The organism is Christiangramia sp. OXR-203 (assembly GCF_034372165.1).
Lineage (GTDB): Bacteria > Bacteroidota > Bacteroidia > Flavobacteriales > Flavobacteriaceae > Christiangramia.
On sequence record NZ_CP139698.1, the window covers coordinates 1,696,171 to 1,715,704 of the forward strand.

The 19,534-nt window shown below is 35.8% G+C and carries 17 protein-coding genes and 1 tRNA gene; 3 read left to right on the forward strand and 15 right to left on the reverse strand.

Going from position 1 to position 19,534, the window contains the following annotated elements:
• Window positions 1–115 precede the first annotated feature (115 nt).
• From T8I65_RS07695 to T8I65_RS07720, 6 genes are all read right to left on the reverse strand, one after another.
• Window positions 116–1,711: an ATP-binding protein gene (locus T8I65_RS07695; protein WP_322302770.1), complete on the reverse strand. Its 1,596-nt coding sequence runs from the start codon at window positions 1,709–1,711 to the stop codon at window positions 116–118.
• Entirely contained in the window at window positions 1,711–3,711 is a 2,001-nt protein-coding gene (locus T8I65_RS07700; RefSeq protein ID WP_322300144.1) for an AAA family ATPase, read from the reverse strand. Before T8I65_RS07700 ends, T8I65_RS07695 begins: the two co-directional genes overlap by 1 nt.
• 4 nt (window positions 3,712–3,715) lie before the next feature.
• Window positions 3,716–3,931 (reverse strand): DNA modification system-associated small protein, encoded by a 216-nt coding sequence (locus T8I65_RS07705; RefSeq protein WP_322300145.1) that lies wholly within the window; start codon window positions 3,929–3,931, stop codon window positions 3,716–3,718.
• Window positions 3,932–3,934: 3 nt separating this feature from the next.
• On the reverse strand, window positions 3,935–6,229 hold the full coding sequence (locus T8I65_RS07710) for a DEAD/DEAH box helicase (protein WP_322300146.1): 2,295 nt from the start codon (window positions 6,227–6,229) through the stop codon (window positions 3,935–3,937).
• 3 nt (window positions 6,230–6,232) lie between these two features.
• Window positions 6,233–8,080 (reverse strand): site-specific DNA-methyltransferase, encoded by a 1,848-nt coding sequence (locus T8I65_RS07715; protein ID WP_322300147.1) that lies wholly within the window; start codon window positions 8,078–8,080, stop codon window positions 6,233–6,235.
• Between the two features lie 634 nt (window positions 8,081–8,714).
• Window positions 8,715–9,050, reverse strand: a complete 336-nt coding sequence (locus tag T8I65_RS07720) for a hypothetical protein (protein WP_322300148.1) — start codon at window positions 9,048–9,050, stop codon at window positions 8,715–8,717.
• Between the two features lie 151 nt (window positions 9,051–9,201).
• Here T8I65_RS07720 and T8I65_RS07725 point away from each other — a divergent pair, with 151 nt between their 5' ends.
• A complete protein-coding gene (locus tag T8I65_RS07725; protein ID WP_322300149.1) occupies window positions 9,202–9,624 on the forward strand; it encodes a hypothetical protein in 423 nt (140 codons plus the stop codon).
• Window position 9,625: 1 nt separating this feature from the next.
• Here the strand turns inward: T8I65_RS07725 and T8I65_RS07730 are convergent, their stop codons facing one another.
• The 9 genes from T8I65_RS07730 to T8I65_RS07770 form a co-directional block, all read right to left on the reverse strand.
• Window positions 9,626–10,885, reverse strand: a complete 1,260-nt coding sequence (locus T8I65_RS07730; RefSeq protein WP_322300150.1) for a Y-family DNA polymerase — start codon at window positions 10,883–10,885, stop codon at window positions 9,626–9,628.
• Window positions 10,885–11,304 (reverse strand): translesion error-prone DNA polymerase V autoproteolytic subunit, encoded by a 420-nt coding sequence (locus T8I65_RS07735; protein WP_322300151.1) that lies wholly within the window; start codon window positions 11,302–11,304, stop codon window positions 10,885–10,887. The genes T8I65_RS07730 and T8I65_RS07735 overlap by 1 nt, the downstream gene beginning before the upstream one ends.
• 66 nt (window positions 11,305–11,370) lie before the next feature.
• Window positions 11,371–12,981, reverse strand: coding sequence for a type IV secretory system conjugative DNA transfer family protein (locus tag T8I65_RS07740; protein WP_322300152.1), 1,611 nt, complete (start codon window positions 12,979–12,981; stop codon window positions 11,371–11,373).
• An 11-nt stretch (window positions 12,982–12,992) separates the two neighbouring features.
• Window positions 12,993–14,033, reverse strand: coding sequence for a MobB family relaxase (gene mobB / locus T8I65_RS07745; RefSeq protein WP_322300153.1), 1,041 nt, complete (start codon window positions 14,031–14,033; stop codon window positions 12,993–12,995).
• A 6-nt stretch (window positions 14,034–14,039) separates the two neighbouring features.
• A complete protein-coding gene (locus tag T8I65_RS07750; RefSeq protein WP_322300154.1) occupies window positions 14,040–14,390 on the reverse strand; it encodes a BfmA/BtgA family mobilization protein in 351 nt (116 codons plus the stop codon).
• Between the two features lie 390 nt (window positions 14,391–14,780).
• Window positions 14,781–15,230 carry a JAB domain-containing protein gene (locus T8I65_RS07755; RefSeq protein ID WP_322300155.1) on the reverse strand — a complete coding sequence of 150 codons (450 nt, stop codon included), beginning with the start codon at window positions 15,228–15,230 and terminating at the stop codon, window positions 14,781–14,783.
• Window positions 15,231–15,306: 76 nt separating this feature from the next.
• Complete coding sequence (locus tag T8I65_RS07760; RefSeq protein WP_322300156.1) at window positions 15,307–15,660, reverse strand: single-stranded DNA-binding protein; 354 nt, start codon at window positions 15,658–15,660, stop codon at window positions 15,307–15,309.
• An 833-nt stretch (window positions 15,661–16,493) separates the two neighbouring features.
• A tRNA-Arg gene (locus tag T8I65_RS07765) sits at window positions 16,494–16,570 on the reverse strand.
• A 205-nt stretch (window positions 16,571–16,775) separates the two neighbouring features.
• Window positions 16,776–17,030 carry a hypothetical protein gene (locus T8I65_RS07770; protein WP_322300157.1) on the reverse strand — a complete coding sequence of 85 codons (255 nt, stop codon included), beginning with the start codon at window positions 17,028–17,030 and terminating at the stop codon, window positions 16,776–16,778.
• Window positions 17,031–17,296: 266 nt separating this feature from the next.
• On the opposite strand from T8I65_RS07770, the gene T8I65_RS07775 reads away from it, so the two are divergent.
• Both T8I65_RS07775 and T8I65_RS07780 read left to right on the forward strand, forming a co-directional pair.
• The gene (locus T8I65_RS07775) at window positions 17,297–17,923 is read left to right on the forward strand and encodes a lipid-A-disaccharide synthase N-terminal domain-containing protein (protein ID WP_322300158.1); all 627 of its coding nucleotides are present in this window, start codon (window positions 17,297–17,299) and stop codon (window positions 17,921–17,923) included.
• Window positions 17,907–19,523, forward strand: a complete 1,617-nt coding sequence (locus T8I65_RS07780; protein WP_322300159.1) for a glycosyltransferase family 39 protein — start codon at window positions 17,907–17,909, stop codon at window positions 19,521–19,523. The genes T8I65_RS07775 and T8I65_RS07780 overlap by 17 nt, the downstream gene beginning before the upstream one ends.
• Window positions 19,524–19,534: the final 11 nt, after the last annotated feature.

The following is a 19,534-nucleotide window of genomic DNA, read 5'->3' on the forward strand; positions in this document are numbered from 1 at the left end:
TTAAAAAAGGCTCATTCATTTTTTTACATATATGAAAAATGATTCAAATTTTAAGTAAAAAAATTCCTTGGATTAGAACTTATAAACATTTCTGATAAGACCTAAGTCATCTTTTTTATATTAGGTGGTTAGTTTTAATTTTCTTGTATTTTTTACCCATTCCCAAGGCTACAGCCGTCGGGTTTTTGATTATTAGTTCTCCAAGGGCAAGACTTGAAATTGCTTCTTTTATTTCCTGGAACTCATTACCAGAAACCCCGAATAAATCCTTAATCACAGCATCGGCTATCGATTGCTGTTTCATAATCAATGGATACTGAGCATTTGCATAAAAATCGAAATATTTAGATTTATAGGCATCCATATTTTGAGTAGCCAGGATAATGCTCAAGCCTTTATTTCTTCCTACGGCAATAAGGTCCCGCAAAGGTTTATTGTCAAAATCAAGCATATAATGCGCTTCGTCAATTATTGTAAAGTGCCTTATTTCTACACATTCATCACTAACAGCTTGCTTAGGCAGGGTCTCATAAATAGTGTTCAGCTTGGAAATTATAAAGTAAACAATTGCTTTTGCTAAAGGACCGTCTTTAGGGAAATTGCTCATATTCACTATATAGCTATCCTTTACAAGGTCTATTGAGTCTACATCTGAAAACAAATTGTTTCTAATCAGCTGCTTAAGTACTGACTTGATACTATCATCCTTCTGACGGTCTTTCTCGGTTTGCAAATTTTGATATTCTTGCAAAATAAGCTCGAAAGTTACCGGCCTATTATGAGTGGTTTTATAAGCTTCAATTACAGCTTCAGAAAGTCTGTTGCTCATATTTGCACTTATACGGGTGTTATCTATTGCGCAAAGTGCATTGGCTAGTTGGGTAGCATAGAGGTTAATTTCATTCTGGGTTTTACCACTGAAATCCTTAAAGGGAGAAAATGGTAATGGCTCCCGAATCGGATCTAATATTGCCGAATCATCTATTTCAAAATGGGAAAACCAGGCTCTGTTTGCCGGATCGGAAAACTCGCCCTTATAATCAAAGAATAAGAAGTTTACAGGATAGGATGTATCTACAGTCAGACTTCGCATCTCACGCATTAATACAGCCAGTAAATTCGATTTTCCAGAACCAGTAGTACCTGCAATTAAAATTTGAGTATTAGGTATATTCCTGCTGTTTAAGTCAAGCGTGGCGGCTATATCATCTGCATAAGAACCTATGTTTAGTTTTAATTCAGGAATTTCACCAAAACTAGCTTTTGATTCGTTGGCTGATACATTTAACCACTCTTCTAAATTATCATCTCTTAAAAGATGATCTAAGCCTCTCAGCATTTCGTAGTTCACCACCCGGCTTTTAAAAGCCTGACTTTCCCAATCTAAATCTTCAAATTGGTGATATCTTAATTTCAATAAGGAAACCCAGGTATTCTGTAAATGAAATTTAGAAAAAGTGGTTTCGTGTATTCGCAATCCTGTTTTAGATATTGGAACTTCCTCTATTTCGTCTATTCTCCTTTTATCAGATAAGGTTAGACCTGCAGCCAAAGCAAAGCGCTGGAGGGTATTATTACTGATATTTAAGGGTTTTGTATCGTATTTATATTCTTTAAGATTTAGCTTTTGTTCTAACTTATTCTTAAGTGGTGTCAGCTTTTCAATTAAACCTTCGCTTTGCCTTATGTTATTTAGTGAAAGATTTTCCATTATTCCGCTATTTCGTAATTAAAATATCCCTCTGTAACTTCTGTTTTCTGTAATTCCTTGTCTCTTTCCAGAGTAAAGACTTTTGAAATAAAGGGTTCGATTTTTGGCAAATCTGACTCTGGTCTTATTTCGCTATCTGAACTCAACAAAATAGTTTGATGGGAAAGTGTTGGGAAGTAATTTTCAAGTAAAGTACTTCTGCTTTTTTCATCCAGAACTCCCATTACAGTATCTATCATTACCGGTGGATCATAATCACCAAACTCGTGTAGCGATTTTAATAATACCTGAACTACTACCTGAGTTGATGCCGTATTTAACTGACTTAGATAAATTTCATTTCCAGCTTTATGGAATAATTTAAAGTTTAGGTTTTTCAAGTCTTCCGAAAGTTCGACTTTACTTATAACATCCCTGTATGCTTCCAGATTAGCATTAAGATCTTCTTTCATCCGCACCTGAATCTGTTCCTTTTTACTCTTTAAAAGTGTATTGGCAATTTTCTCAAATAAAGGCTGCAGCTTTTTTAATCTTTCAAATTTAGGATCTGGCTCTTCGGTGGTAGGGATATCATACTGGTGAATTTTTCGTTCCAGTTTTTCTAATTCCCCTCTCTGATTATCAAGTTCTACTTTTAAGGTTTTAATCTTAGCTTCATTATCCTCAAACTGCTGTATAAAGGAATAATCTTTACCAGAGACCTGCGCCTTTAGGCCTTCAAGTTCCTGTTGAGTTTTTTGAGCATTTTTAATCGCTAAATCCAATTCAGCTTTTCTTTTGTGTAATGCCGGATAAGGATTGTAATAAGGATCGTTTACCAGCTTTTCAAGCGCTTTTATTTCAGCTGATTCAAAAAAGTCATATTTTGATGATTTCTTTTCTGATTTCAATTCTTTTAAAACTGATTCAGCTACTTCAGCAACTGAAACCCCTGAAAGCTTATAACCTTTACCACTTAAATAATTAACCGCTTTGGATAAGATTTCCTGAAGAAAAGGTTCCGAGAGTTTTTCTTTGGCCGATTGCTCATTTTCAGCATTCTCCTTAAGGATTAGGGAAACCTGATTTTTAAAAGCCTGAGCCAGTTTAGGAAGTAAAATATGTGTTTCAAGGTTCCCGTTAAAATCGCTCAAATCGCTTCGGTAAGATTTTTCCTTTTCTTGCAGCTGATCCATCTGAGATTCAAGGCTATTGATTTTATTTTTAAGAGTAGACTCCTGGTTAAGCCCCGCTTTTAAATTATCGTAGACCTCCTGATTAGAAACCGAATAATCTATAGCCTCCTGATGTTCCTCATCTAATTTTTTTATTTCCTCTTCCTTAGCTTTTTTCTCCTCAACTATTGCCAGATATTCCTGCTTTTCCTTTTCCAATTCGAGACTTTGAGCAGTATAATCCTGGGTAAGAGCTTCCGCAGCTTTGGCTAAAGAAAGGTATTTATTGAAGCCCATCGCGTTCTCAATATTTTCCTTAATCACACGCTTTAAGCGATCTTCCTTTAAAAGGTTTCCGGCTTCCATTGCGTCGAATAAAAAATACTTACTCAATTCCTCCGGAAGGTTTGCCTTGATAATCTTATTTACCTGAGCTTCCTGTTCGGCTCTTTGGGTGGGTGGGGTAGCGCTTCCGTAGGAGAAAATAGTTCCGTTCATATTAAGTCTTACACCCTCTACCACTTTCTTTGCAGAATTTAGCATATACTCACGGTGAAGCACATAACTTTGATCCTCATTTAAGACCTTTCCGGCAAAATGAATTTCCAGTTCAATTTTTTTCTCCACCTCATGTAAGGCTCCGGCATTTAATAATTCCACAAAATGCTGTTTCCCGGAGATATTCAATCCATATAAGGCTCCATAAATAGCATCAAAAAAGGTTGTTTTTCCTCCCCCGTTAGCTCCACCGATGAGCACTATGGGTTTGTCAGGATCTGTAGCGATATCAAGATCTAAATTCAAATAGGTCTTGAAGTTTTTGGCTTTGATTTTCTTAATGAGCATAGGACTAAATTTTTTGCAATGCTTTTTCCAATACTTTTTTTAGGGCTTTTTCGTCAAGATCTTCATTCCTGATTTTCTTTTCGTGATATAACTTCAGAATGTCTTCCTGAAGCCAGTCAAAGTCTACTTCATATTCATTACAAAGCGCTTCGATTACCTGCATATCTTCCCGGCGAATGCCGTAATGCACAAACAAAGTATCAAGTCCTTTTTTACTCATAATTTAGTTTTTGGCGGTTATAGCTGAAGGTTCAAAAGCGGTCCAGCCTGTGGAATCGTGGTTGTTTTCGATTTTATTCTCACAATATTTCCAGACACTATAATCAGTAGAACTTCGGGGAACTATTATTCCTCCGATAAGAGGTTGCTCTTCAGAAGTATTTTCATCAAGATAGTCTACCATCGCATTGTGCTTGGCCACAAATTCTTCTTCAGATCCCAAGGTTTTAGTATCAAACAGAGCTATGGTGCCGTCTTTAAGCTTAATGACGAAGTCTACATAAAACCCGCTGGTGAGGCCTTTTCTATTTTCATAGGGTACCGCGAAATGTTCCTTGGTATTTTCTCCATTCTTGTACCACCATTCTATATGCTCTTTATGAGTTTGGAGAAAATCTACAAATCGCACTTCGGGTTTACTGGCATTGTACTGTTCATAAAAAGGTTCCAGGGCGTGATTTTCGGTATCGCGTGGATTGTAATATTCATTATAAATACGTTCTTCAGGCACCTCCCAATCATTTTGCTCTACCCTTCTGGAAGTTTCAGTGGCTTTTTTATGAAGTTTAGCTTGATAGTCTTCCAAGGCCTTGTCAATCAGGGCAACAAATTTGGGTTTATTGTATTCAAACAAAATGATCTTTACCGCTTCAAATTCCGCGATCTGGAAATAAGATTCAAAGAATAATTTTAAAGCCATTTCCATTTGCGGAGTGGAATCTACCTTTGCAAAACCACCTACGTGTTCCCGACAAAATTGCCTGAATAAAATATCCAGTTCTCCCTGAGTCTTGGCGAAACGCTCTTTATCTTCGACAAGGGTTACTCCAACCTCAGCAGCTATCTGCACATCCTTGGGAACAGAGATTTCAATTTTATCGATATTGGTCTCAATCCCTCTTTCAATTAATTTTTCTCTATTGAAATGATATAGACCTTTCCCTCCGGTCTTAGAAGGATCGAGGGTTACATTCCAATTAGTCTCAGCTGAGGCATAAAACACCTTTCTAAAGTCTGAACCTAAACGGTTACGCACAACTTTGGAATTCACATAAAATGACTTTAATGCGATCTCTTCATAAGTCTCTATGCGTTTTGCCTTATTCTGAACTATATAATCAATATCCTCCTGCACGATCTTAATAAGATCTTTGCTTAGGTTGGTATATACATAGCCATTGTTTAAAATAGGATTTGAATAATGCTTTTGCTCTGGCATTCTCAGAATCCTTCCAACAGTCTGAATTCCGAAGGTTTCCTGGTTAATTTCCCTGTAAATCAATAAGACTGATGCCCGGGGACAATCCCAGCCTAAGGCAATGGCCTGTTTAAATAATAATACTTCCGTAAAAGAGTCTTTAGCTTCTATGCCTTCCAGATTGGTCTTTTCGTTGCTTAACCAAACTGCCAGTTTATTATTCTGAGTAGTAGTGCCTTTATAATCCAGAAAAGTTTCCACTTCCTCGATCATCTTTTTATCCAAAGCACTTTCCGTCTTATTATCGTTTGGAAGCTGAATAAGCAGTAATGGGTTGATATCACTCCCCTGGTCCTTATAGGCCTGGGCAATTTCCTCCCGTTTCTTTAAAGCCTCTTCCAGCAAAACCTGGTTCAAACTTCTGCCTTGTTGTTCGTGATGATCTAATTTTGGATTTAAAACCACATTCTTTTTAATCATCTCGGCATCGATCACTTCCTGCCTTTTTATGGTATGACCGTAATCTGACTTATAAGTGGGAGTCGCGGAAACATCAATTTCGATCTTGGCATTTAAATCCCTCAATAACGCCTGTGCTTTTTTACCATCGGCGTGGTAATGAGCTTCATCCAGAATACAAATGATCTCGGTATCATTAAGCATTGCCTGATAAATGAATTTCTTCAGGTCTTTTTCCTGCTCATTTTCCTTGATATAGAGATTGTTCTTTTTATTAACCGATTGCCAGTTAAGGAACAAGACCTCATTAGGTTTCAAGCAATTATCTGTTACATCTTCAAACTGAATAGGTTTGATGGTACGCAGTTCTTTAAAATAATCTTTTAACGCCTGGTAAGACTGTAAATGCAGCTGGTTAGGTGCAAACCAGATAAAGGCTACCTTTCTTTTGTGTATTTCTAGTTTGTCCGGTAGTTCGGTAGCCAATTGATTAAGAAATGCCGACATCGTAACGGTTTTACCGGCTCCTGTGGGAGCCTTTAAAACCATACGTTTGCGAGTGCCGGGTTGTTTTAGTAGCTGGTAAGTATCTTCCAGGAGGCGATTAACCGCCTTTTCCTGATATTGTTTTAGTTGGATCATTGCTTATTGGTCAAATTCAACGGGGGATTCTTCTTCCAATTCCGGGATGAACTCCTTGTTTTGTTTTGGTAAAATATTTTGATAGGCCTTATAAATGGCATCTGGCAGGGCGGCTAGTTCTATATTTTCAGCAATCGCCTCAAACTCCTCGGTATATGGGTAGGGGCCATTGGCAAAGACGTATACTTTAATTTGGGCTTCGGGATTATTCTCAATAAACCTGCTTAGATGAGTTACCCCATCTTCAATATACATATCGTCATAGATCACATACACATAATTCCCGGTGCCGTTAGTAAAGAACTTATGCCAACTGGTGCTTTCCAGTTGGGAAGTCACTTCGGTATAGCAATTTTCTTTAATACAAAGCAACTCGGTAGATAGTTGCGTGAGTTTACGTTTATTGGTAAGGCTGGTTTCGCGTTCTATAAAATCGGTTTTATAATAACGAAGATTGTTTTTTGGATAGAAAGGCATTTCTTTACCTTTTTTATTAACGTATTTATTGATTATTCTTTTAGTCCTAGGATAGGTTACTTCGTCACAAATATTAGCCTCATTATTCGTGGAAATAATACAATTCCTAAAACCGTTATCACTATCATTGAGGGACAGAATTGCTTGAAGTGTTGTGCCGCTTCCGGCAAAAAAGTCTAAGACTTTAATGTCTTTTGGTTTACCTGTGATTTTAATTAAATATCTTACAAGTTCAAAAGGCTTTGAATAGTTAAAATCGAGATCATATTGCTTAATAAAGTCAGCTCCTTTCCTATTAATAAAATTGTCATTGTAATCTCGTGGTGATTTTCCTTTTTTTGACCTGTCGGCTAAATAACTTTTCGTGTAAATATTATATTTAGCTTGGTTGCCTTCCTGATTTAATAAAGGAGTTTGTTTAGATTTCTTAAAAACTAACAAGTGCTTTTTTTCTTCATATGTGGCTTGAGACCATCTCCAGACTTTATCTTCACCAGTTTTTGGAGGTATTTTTGCTCCATCTTCAATTCTGTCCGGAAAAATATTTCCGGGTGGTATGACAAATGAGCCATCAGGACATTTAATAAAATATCTTTGATTCGTGCAGCCTCGCATAGGATCTAACGAAGATTGGTAAAAAGCAACATCATCTCTATATGCTTCTCCTTTTCTAGGTCCATCTTTTTCAATTTTTTTAAATAGACCTTCATTAACTTCATCCATAAAAGCAGACAGTATTTGTCTGTTTTTAGAATATGCTAAAACATAATCCTTACTGGGAGCAAAGTAACTGCCTTTATCTCCTGCTGTTTTTGCTACTCTTGCAACTATCCCCAATTGGTTTTGCTCTGTAAATATTTCATTAAACAAAAGAGTTAGTTGAGCTATTTCATCATCTCCAATTGAACAAAATATAACCCCGTCATTGCTTAATAACTTTTTTGCTATTTCTAATCTTTTACTCATAAAAGAGAGCCACTTGCTGTGACGGAAAGCATCTTCTTTATCTACATAGTTATCATTATATTTAAAGTCATCCTTTTTTCCAGTATTATATGGAGGGTCTATATAGATCAGATCAATCTCTCCTTCGTGAGTAAAGGTTAAGGAAGTTAAGGCGTGTAAATTATCACCTTCAATAAGAATATGATTGGGATGCTTTTCTTTTTCGGTATCATTAATAATGGCTCGTTCTTTCACCTCTTTTAAAACCGGCAGGTGGGTGCGCAGTTGTTCTTCCACATCTTCCTGCTTATCTTCCCAAACCAGCCCATATTTCTTTTTGGTATTTACCAGGTTGATGAGATAGGCTTTTTCTTCGGTAGACAAACCTTCCAGGCTTTTTACTTTATCGAGCAATTCTTTTTTATTCATAAGGTTATGAAGTATTTATATACTAAAAAGCATCACAAACTTCCTTTAGGCTAAAGGTCTTGCAATCCTTAACAATGTAGGGGTTGTTAATTGCCGTACAATTTAGGAAAAAGAATCAGGATGTTAAAACTTGTAAAAAATATCTGTTTTGATTTAATTATATATTTAATGAAGTGTAATCTTATTTTTGAAGTTCACGCATTTTTAAATGAAAATTTAATTTAGTGGCGTATTTCTTAAAAATGTTTCCTATCTCAAATCCTTGTTATCAAATTTTACTTTTTCGTTTTATTTAAATTGTCAATAGTTTTCCTTAAGATCTTACTCCCATCTTAATTGGTAAATAAATCTGATTGCAGCTGAATTTCAGGGGTTAGCCCCATTAACTTGATTCAACTAAATTGTATTTATGTCCCTGCCTGAAGATTTTAAATAGTCCATGTAATGCAGTTTTTATCAAAAAAATACTGGAATTAGTAGGGAAGGGGGGTAAATTAGTATTTGCATGATATTGAGGGAGTTCCGGCCGAAAGGGATTAGTAAAAAAACGACGAATTAAACGCGGTTGGAATCCTGGCGACAAAGTTTTTCAGCTGCAAAATGTAAATAGAATAGCATCCAATTTATAGCGAAATTAGGAATTACTGAATTCTATTATTTGTTCCTGAGTATATTCAATCAGCATTCCGTCTTCACTAATTAATTCTACAAGGTAATTATTACCTCCACCATCATCTATGCACTGAGCTTTATATCCAATTAATTCGGCTTCACCTGCCAGAACTATGCATGGAAAGATTTGACCTTTGGGAAGTTTTGGCACTTCCTTAGCCGGATAAATATATCGCTGGTTATCGGAGGGGATAATATATAAATTACCTTGGTTAGTTGAATCGTAAATTTCCGCTAAATCAAAATGAGCGCCGCTTTTTAATTCAATTTCAGCAATTGGTTTAGTTAAACGTTCCATATTGGAAAAGGATTTTATAGTAATTTTCAGTATTAAATTTACACAACTACAGTTTAATTATTTTTCTTTTAACTTGATTTTCAGAAAAATATGTAGCTTAATTTAATGGTGAATAAAAAGAGATAATTACGCGTAAATTAATATGTTTTAAATGAGAGCGTTATTTTTCAGTTTTCTTTTTGGTGTAGCTTCCGTTTCCTGGGGGCAGGCTACATTCAGTTCCAAATTAACTGAATTGATCACAGTTCCAGCCTCTGCAACATCACCTTATAAATGGATAGACAGGGAGATTATCCTTAAAGATAACTCGATTTTAATCAAAACATACCAAAAAGAAGGAGACACAGATATTGAAATTTGGGATAAAATAGATCCTGAAGTAAACATTTCGAAAAACGAAAATAAATTAATCAGAACCTTTTATACTTTTTTGATTTTTGATAATGTCAGGTTAGAAAGCCTTTTTAGAGTCATAGGTGATAGGGAAGGTGTAGTCTACCTCATTGAAAGGGAATTATTATTAGCGGATGGCAGTGAAGATGAATCTTTAATAACCAGGTATCATGTGAATTAAATTAAGCTTTCACAATAATTACTTCATCAAGCCGGGTTGAATATCTCTTAGAAAGTCTTTCCCGCTTCATTTTCCAGGTGCGGCCAAGATCCTGGCTACCAAATTTTATTTTTCCGTTTTCTGATTTATTTAAGTGGTCAATGGTTTTCATTAAGATCTGATGTCTTGGATCTTCGCTGGTAAATAAATCAAATTGCCGCTGGTTTTCAGGAGTAAGGTCCATTACAATAATTCCGGCTTTCTTGTATTGATATCCCTGCTTATAGATTTTAGATAGTCCAAGCAAGGCAGTTTTTATTAAAACTATACTGGAATTAGTGGGGAAGGGGGTATGCAAAGTAATATTTGCTCGATACTGTGGCAGATCCATTCGAAATGGATTTGTGAGTAAAAAAACATGTATTAAAGCACAGTTAGAATTCTGGCGACGAAGTTTTTCAGCTGCTTTAACGGCATAAGTAGATACTCTTTCTCTTAAATCATTGTAATTTGAATACATTTTCTCAAAAGCCCTGGTAACAGCGATATTTTTTTTGGTTGAAACCTCCTCCAGAGCTAAGGTGGGAAGACCCGATAAATCCTTTTTAAGCCTTAATCCTACAATACTCATATCTTTCCTTACATATTCATCTGGTAATTGGGTGAATTTATAAGCATCATCAATATTCAATTTTAGCAGTCGTTTTTCATGTTGTCTTCCAATTCCCCATACATCACCTATTTTAGTCCATTTCAGGGCTTTTATCCTTTTTTCATCAGTGTCTATAACATACACTCCCTCGGTGCGGTCTGAGAATTTCTTTGCAATTTTATTAGCAACCTTTGCCAGGGCTTTCGTAGGAGCTATTCCAATACTGAGAGGTATTCCGGTAGAAATCTTGACTTTCTGAATAATATCTTTACTGTATTTCTCCAAATCGAAAAATTCACTAAACCCGTCGAATAACAGGAATGCTTCATCTATGGAATAAATTTCAATATCGGGTGTATAGTTAGAAAGAATATTCATCACCCGGTTACTCATATCGCCATAAAGCGCATAATTAGAGGAGAAAACATGCACATTGTTCTCATTAAAAATCTTTTCATAGTGAAAGGCTGGTGCACCCATAGGAATATTTAAAGCCTTTGCTTCATTACTGCGGGCTATTACACATCCATCATTATTCGAAAGTACCACCACAGGTTTATTATTTAAACTAGGATTGAAAACCCTTTCGCAGGAAGCATAAAAGTTGTTGCAGTCTATCAGGGCGTACATTAAAAATATTTTATCACGTTGGTTACAATCCCCCAAATAAGAAAATCATTATCCTTACCTACCTTAATAGGAGGGTAATTTTTGTTTTCAGCAAGTAGCCAGACAATTTCCTTTTCTATCTTTATTCTTTTGACGGTAAACTCTCCATCTATAAAACAAACTGCAATCTTTCCATTTCTGGGTTCTAAACTTTTATTTATGATAAGAAGATCTCCATGGTCTATGCCGGCTCCGGTCATGGAATCACCCTGAACTCTTCCAAAAAAGGTAGCATCCTTATCTTTAATTAATTCTATATTCAAGTCTATATTGGAATCCAAATGATCATCGGCAGGAGAGGGAAATCCGGCAGTTATTCCACCAATAAAAGGGCGAACATAAGAAATGGGGAATAATGAAATTTTAAATATCTCAATCATTCCACAAAGTTATTAAAAGGATATTATCCATAAAATAAGAATAAATCCATATTTTATTATTATGAGCTATTTTTTAATAGGTTTTTCATTCTTACACATGAGTCGAACCTCCCGGTATATTTTAATATAATTCGCATTGATTTCGTCTTCTGAAAAAAACTGATCATTTTTTGGCAGTTGCCTTTGAATATTTTGATGTTGGAAATAAATCTTTTCATCTTTTCCGTCGGCATAGGTAATAAATTCACCTTGTTTTAATCCAAAAAAAGTGTTGGCGCGAACTTTATAAATCTCCTTTTCACCGGTAGAAATTTTCGTGTCAAAATCCAATCCCGTGCCGCGCATCACCGTTTTTGTTTCATCTTTTATAATTTCAAAAAAACGTTCGTAATACCTTGCGGTATCGGGGTCGTTTACTTTACCGAAAAATTGATAGGATAAGTTGCTCAATATCGCTTTGCTGGCTTTATCTCCATACATCATATCGTTCTGTACCTTATCCTGCATCACATAAATTGTTGCGATGTCATAGCTTCTTAAAGTGGCGGGAACGCGATGCATATTCAATAATCTAATGGTGGGTGCCTCCTCAATAAGTAGGAAAGATGGCTGGGCATGACGAACGCTCATCTGCTTTACGACGGTGTGCATGACCGTTGCTATAATTGGGGAGTAAACCGTGTCATATTTCGGATTATTTACCAAAGCGATTACGGCCGGGTTTTGAGAAGCATTAATATTGAGCGGGATATCATCGGCTGCAAGTGCCATGAAAATACGTTTGCTGCTAATCTTCATAAGAGCGTTCGAAAGTGTACTTTTTACTCCGGCGGTTTGCCTCTCGGAGTCCTTTCCGCTAATAAATGCATCCGCAAAGGCCCTTGAAGTCTGGTTCGATTTTAAAAAACCAATAAGCTCATCGGTATTTAGATATTGATAAACAGCTATAAGGTGGGGCAGGGTACAGTATTGCGGAAATGAAACTTTCAATTTCCAGATCAAACCGCTAATCAATCCCTGAGCAGCATCATTAAAAAATTTACCGGTACCTGTAGCGCCTGTTTCCTTTTGTTCTAACAAGTTTTCCAACAGCACACGGGATACTTCATTTATATCCTCTTCATTTTCCATATACTTAGGTGCGATGGGGTTAACACGATGAAAAATTCTATCAAATGATAAAATGTAAAATGGGATATGGGAGTTTTTGAATAGGGGGTAAGCCATTTCGGTGATTTCGTAATCCTTATAATCGTGGATCACCCCACAAAAGGAATGCTTACTGAAATGTTCCAGCAAATTATACACAACGCTTTCTGTCTTGCCACTCCCTGCAGCCCCAATAATAGAAACTCCTCGCTTTATATTTCCGATTTTAAATTTTGATTTTATTGTTTTGAAATGGACTTCGTATTTAGCAGGAATATTCGTTTTTTCCTTTTTAGGCAGAAATACATACATTATCGTATTGCCCAGAATTAAAGGGCAACCTAAATAAAGTGCTACTTTGGCTATTTCATTAAATGATGGAGTAACGGCTAAAATTACCCAAAGCAGAATAGCGGTAAGTAAAGTATTGATGATGAAAGCGTAAGCAGATATTTTATAGACACAATAAAAAATCATACTTACAGCAGTAAGGAGAAAAATAATTGAATAGAGGTTAAAGGTTTCCATATTTGCCTGAATTAAATTCCAATTGAACCGGATCTTAGTGCAACGCCTATGTTTTTCTGTAGAGTTTTAATAAGTTTTACTGTTAGTTGAGCTTTAGACAACGGAATAACCGGAACCATAGGCAGCCCGCTTTCCCGGAGCATTTTCAATGCCAGGGCTTTTTCAGAAGCCGGAAGGCCAATTACCGCTGAAAAATATAACTTGGGATTTTGGATATAGGTTTTACGGGCCTGGTAAGTCTCCACAAAATTACGCTGGTATCCGAAATTTTTATCAAAAGTCTTTTCTGCCGTCTGAAAGAATGCATCTCTGTCAAAACCTCTTTTTATCATCTTACCTTTTATTTCAACTTCAGAAGATTTGTATTTGCTACCCGGGGACAGGCTGACTGAGTTCGAGATATCCTTTCGACTTACGATAATATGGATATGACTTTGATTACCTTCTTTGAGCATTCCCTGTACGATTCGCTTTCCGTTCTGTTGATGAGGAGCCGACTTTTCCAGACGATTAATTTCCAACTCAATTTTCTTGATACTTCCTTCTTTTTCACCTTTTTGTATTTTCTTGATTTCATTTTTTAATTGAATTATTTTAGTAGCATAAACCTGGTTCTCCTTCACCTGGAAATCGTTTCCTTTAAAAGTGCGATGATGTTCGATCTTAGCATAATATTTTATATCGTTAACACTAATTGGGCGACCATTAATTTCACGGTTAAAGCAGGAAGCGTAATCTTTCATAAGTTCCCTTGTATAGCGTTTTAAAGCCTCACTATTGTCTCCCAGTTTTCTAAGCTCATATTGAGATGGATTTACAGTAATAGAGTAAAATTTGGGTTCAATTTTCTTTAATTTAGAAGTATTTGCATCTATTTGCTGTATCACTTCTTCCGGGCTTATATCATCTTCATACTGGTTAAAGAAATTTTCCAATTTTTGATCTTGTTCTCGTTCGGGCATCTGGTTCTCTTTTTTCAAATAATCCACATAGTCTGCTACACTTGGTGAATAATTCCCTCCTAATTTTTGTGCTGAAATAGTGATATACATAATAAATTATTTGTAGAAATCGGGATGAGTATCATCTTCTTCATAATCCCTTATCTGATTTTTATTTTTGGGATCGGCGGCTTCCATAAGGGATTCCAAGATTGCAAGTGTAGGATTTGCTTTGTTCTTTTCTACATCCTTCATTATGGCGATTACTGCATTTATTCTTTTCTTGAAAGTATTTTCAAGCCTTCTTCCTGTAGGGCCGAAATTTTCTTTAGGGGAGATTTCATTGTAATAGAAAAAGTCCAACATACCGGTTAATGCTTCAGAATGAGTCTTGTAATAGGACTTAGAAAATTTTATGAATCGCTGAGCGATTTTTTTCTTGATGGTTATATTTGTAAATTTTTCCATAATTCATCTTTTTATTTTAGCACTTACAGTAAATCTTGACCATTTTGCAGGAATTCCGAGGGCATTTACAGTAAATTGAAAAATTTTAAAAATTCAGGTATTGTATAAGTGTCTAAAAAACAGTTATTTAAAACTGAAAAGGCATGTATAACCTCGCTTTACGGGTTATCCTCTTGCTTTGCCTTTTCGTCCCGCAGGGACAAAAATTTCAAACTATCAAACAGAATTTAATAGCCTTTGAGCAATACGAATAATGAATTGTATTTTTTAAGAAGCAGAAGTTTGTCTTCTTAAATTAATCTTACAAATGGGGTAAATTGATTGCGAAATTTTTAAATAAAAACCGGGCCTTAAAAATTAAGACCCGGTTAAGATTCTGCTTTTGATTGTTTACAATAGACCTTCATCGGCAAAACTAAAATAGTCGCCATCTGGAGTTATTATAAGATGATCAAGGACTTTAATATCAAAAAGGATCGCTGCATTTTTTATTTTTTCGGTTAGTCTTTTATCAGCTTCACTTGGTTTTAAGGTTCCAGACGGATGATTATGTCCAAGTATTAAATTCACCGCCAATGACTTTAAGACAACTGCAAATAAAATACGTAGATCTACAAGGGTACCTGTAATTCCGCCGGTAGAAACTTCAAATATTCCCTTGACTTTATTAGCGTTATTTAATAGCATAACCTTAAAACATTCCTGCAGCCCTATTTGATCCTTGTTCCAGGAACAGAATAAAAGTTCGGTAGCACTTTGAGAAGAAGTTATTTTAGGTGCCTGGCTTATTTTAAAATTGCCCTGATATTTTATCGATATTTCATTAACTTTGGTTTTCATGTTGATCTTGTTTAATTGGATTAATAATGAAAAGAGGGCGAAACTTTGAACGAGGTCGCCCTCTTTAATTTAGAGATTAATTGCTGCCATTATTGGCATTTCCACCCAGCAAAAGAATTTCACTGGCTAAAATTTCGGTCACATATCGTTTCTCTCCTTCTTCAGTTTTATAGGTACGGGAAGTAAGTTTTCCTTCAATGGCGATTTCTTTCCCCTTACCTACATAGTTTTCAACGATCTCAGCAGTTTTTCCCCATGCCACTATATTATGCCATTGGGTGTTCTGCACTTTCTCACCATTGGAATTTTTATAAAATTCGTTAGTGGCAATTGAAAAACTGGCTACTTTTTTGCCGCTTTCAAGGTTCTTGATTTCGGGAGCGTTCCCTACATTTCCGATTAACTGTACTTTGTTTCTAAGTGTACTCATGATTGAAAAAAAATTAAGTTGAAATATTTATGTTTCCCGCTTTCACCCACGGGTAGGTTAAAAAATTTACTTATTGTATCCTGAGCGTTTTCCTTTTTTGATTTTTTAACTTTCTTTCCGCTTCAGTGTTATAGAATTGATAAGATTTCATGATTTCTGATTTAAAATTTACTTCCCGTAGAGCCGTCGCTGTTACCTTTTTTGATGCCCATACAGTTTCATGATTTAGAATTAGAGAGGAGTTATAAAAGGGAAAGCGTAGCCGACCGGTTATGCACTCCGGCTAACTTCTAAATCATGGTATTTTGCATTATAAAAAAGGTGAAACGGGTAGGCTGGGATGGAGTTTTAATAAATTATGAGAAGTAAAAAGAAGTTGAAGTGGAAGAAAGATTATTATAATATACCAATCTGGCGGACTCCGTTCCTTTATGAAATTGAAAGATGGCTAAACTATTTCAGCCGCAATTCTGAATAATGAGCGTTTCAGAAGTTGAAAAAGGGAACGGTGTCTAAGATTTTTTAAGTGAAGCTCTTTTCCCGGAATGTAGTGATAACGAAATGCAGGGGAATGTGCTGAACTATTGTTTGAATAAATATTTTCAATTAATCTATGAAAAGATCACGATTTAAATTTAAGATATCTAAATGTAGGTGTTTGTCTTAAAAAAAAGTTAAATATTAATTAGTGTGCGTAAAGTGTGCGTTTTTGAGAAATTTGACATAAAAAATGGTTTTGGAAAAATGTATATAAGGATAATAAATAGTGTGCGGAGAGGTGTGCGTTTTGATTTATAAAAAAAGGGGTAACCATGTGGAAACCCCTTTATTTATGGTGATGGCACCAGGATTCGAACCTGGGACCGCCTGCTTAGAAGGCAGGTGCTCTATCCAGCTGAGCTATGCCACCATTGTTATTTTCATTATTTCAAATCGTCTGCTTAGAAGGCAGGTGCTCTATCCAGCTGAGCTATGCCACCGATTTGCGGTTGCAAATATAAACCACTTTATAAATTAAACAATGCTTTTTTTGGGAAAAGTTCAGGTAAGTTTAAAAAAATAAAAACTCCCAATCGGAAGTTTTTGATTTTCAGTGTAGATACGGTTTTAGAAGTTTAGCTTTCTCTGATCAATTTTTTTTCCAGACCAACGGCAGCAACTACTAATTGGTGCAGTAAACTTGGATTTTCATCCATTTTTTCAAAAACCTGTATATATAAATGATTGAATCTTCTTATTAATTCAAGTGTTTGAAGTGAAACACTAAAAAAGTTTCCCGATTCGCGAAGCTCTTCGATAGAATCTTTTACAGATTCAATATGAGATATTTCTTCCTCGGTACTCTGGATGTAATGTTCTTGCTGTAGCATACCACTAGTTATTTGGTTAGCCAAGGCAGGTGTATTCTAATAGATTGGGTGTTCAAATATAATTTGATATTTTAATTTATCCCTGAGCCACAGCCACTTTTAGTTGAAGTATGAGAAAAAATCGGTAAGAGGTAAAATATTCCTTAATTCGAATATTATTTTACATTTGTGGTATCGGCCAGAAAAATTCCTTAACATCACTCAAACTATCATTATCCATTGCACTGCAACTCATATAATTTCATAAAATCGCGATATACAGAAGTATGAACGATTGGATAATTTACCTACTGGGATTTATTGCTCAACTACTTTTTTCAGGGAGAATGATTGCACAATGGTTGCTTTCAGAAAAGAATAAACGAGTGGTTACACCTCAATTCTTCTGGCATATTAGCTTGCTAGCATCTTTCTTATTATTCATATACGGATACCTGAGGGACGATTTTGCCATTATGCTGGGTCAGACGCTTACCTATTTCATATACATCAGGAATTTACAGTTACAGGGAGACTGGAATAAGGTAAATAGGTTTGTAAGAGTTTTTCTCTGGATTTTTCCCTTGTTCGTGGTGATCTATGGGTTTAATAACAATCAGTATGACGCTGCAGCTTTATTTAGAAATGTGGATATTCCAATGTGGTTATTGATCGTGGGAACTGCAGGACAGCTTATATTCACCCTCAGGTTTATCTATCAATGGGCTTATTCTGAAAGAAGAAAATCTTCTTCCTTACCACTTGGCTTCTGGATTCTTAGTTTGGTTGGATCATCTTTGATCATCTACTATGCGATCCTTAGAGAAGACCCTGTGTTACTAGCAGGTCATAGTTTTGGTGTTATTATGTATCTTCGAAATATCTATATTCAGAAGAATGAAGTTAAAGGATAATTACTTTCTGCTTTTACTGATTGTTTGCTTCGCGATATTCTTTGTGAATCTCGATGCCATTTTTGTAAATATCATGGAAGCAAGAAATTTTGCCACGGCTCGGGAAATGATCAATCTTGATCACTGGATCTTCACGACCCTGAATAATGAACCACGCTATGAGAAACCGCCTTTACCAACGTGGTTAACTGCTATAGCCATGATGCTCTTTGGAATGAAAAACCTGATAGCCGCAAGATTACCAGCCGCTGTCATGGGAAGCATAGTAAGTATCTTTTTGTATAAACTAGGCTTCAAATTTACTAATAATAGCAAGTACGCATTCATTAGCGGACTTATAGGCGCTACCAGTTTTTATATACTCTTTTCAGGTCGGGATGGCCAATGGGATATTCACACTCATGGCTGGATGATCATGGCGATTTATTTTTTGTTCCAGATCTTTCAGGATTCAGGAAATACCATGAAAAATGCTGTTTTAAGCGGAATCTTTATTGGATGTTCTTTTCTAAGTAAAGGTCCGGTATCGATGTATGCGCTTCTTTTACCATTTTTGATCTCTTTTGGCTTCGTATATCGCTATAAAAGTTTAAAACATTACTGGAAGCCAGTATTGCTAACAGTTAGTATAGCACTGCTAATTAGTGCTTCCTGGACGATCTATGTATATCTTCTAGATACCAGCGCGGTGTCTAAGATTACTGAAAAAGAAACGGGACGCTGGTTAGATTATAACGTAAGACCATTTTATTATTACTGGAGTTTTGTGATCCAAAGTGGTATCTGGACCATTCCGAGTTTCGTGGCACTTTTATATCCCTATCTAAAGAATAAAGTTTTTGATAAGAAAGCTTATACGTTTACCCTTATCTGGACTCTTTGCGCAGTAGTCCTTCTATCTATAATACCCGAGAAGAAGTCCAGGTATTTACTTCCAGTTATGCTTCCAATGGCATTGAATACAGCCTTTTATTTAGAGTACTTATTCCGTAGGTTCGATATGATTCCGAAGAAAGAATCCTGGATCGTATATTTCAATTTTGGACTAATTGCGTTGATCGGACTCTTATTTCCGCTTGCGGGATACTTTTATTTTGGTCAGCAGGTTCAGAATTTTCTCGGCTGGTATATTACGATCTCTGTGACCCTATTCACAATTGGAGTCATGATTTTATGGTATTTAAAGATTAGAAAGATCAAACCAGTTTTCTATCTTACCGTATGGTTTATTATTAGTGTCATATTCTTTGGTTTACCTATAGCTTCTAAAATTGAAAAGAACCCAGCATATCAAAGTATTTCTATTATTGATGTTTACAGGGAGCGCATGGGTGTTAAAGTATATGAATTTAGAGGTTTTACTCCGGAAATGATATGGGAATATGGCCAGCCAATAGAAATTCTGTATGATGGAGAAAGTTATATAAAACCTGCAGAGTCTCAGTTTTTGTTACTGGCTACGGAAGAGGAGAAAGAAGAAGTGATCGAAACTTTTGAAGGTTATACTATTGAAAAAATTGAAGAGATCGATATGAATCCTGTTGGTAATAAGCACAAGGAACGGTTATACAGAGATCTTTACAAAATTGACAAATTTTAAAAAAAATTCAG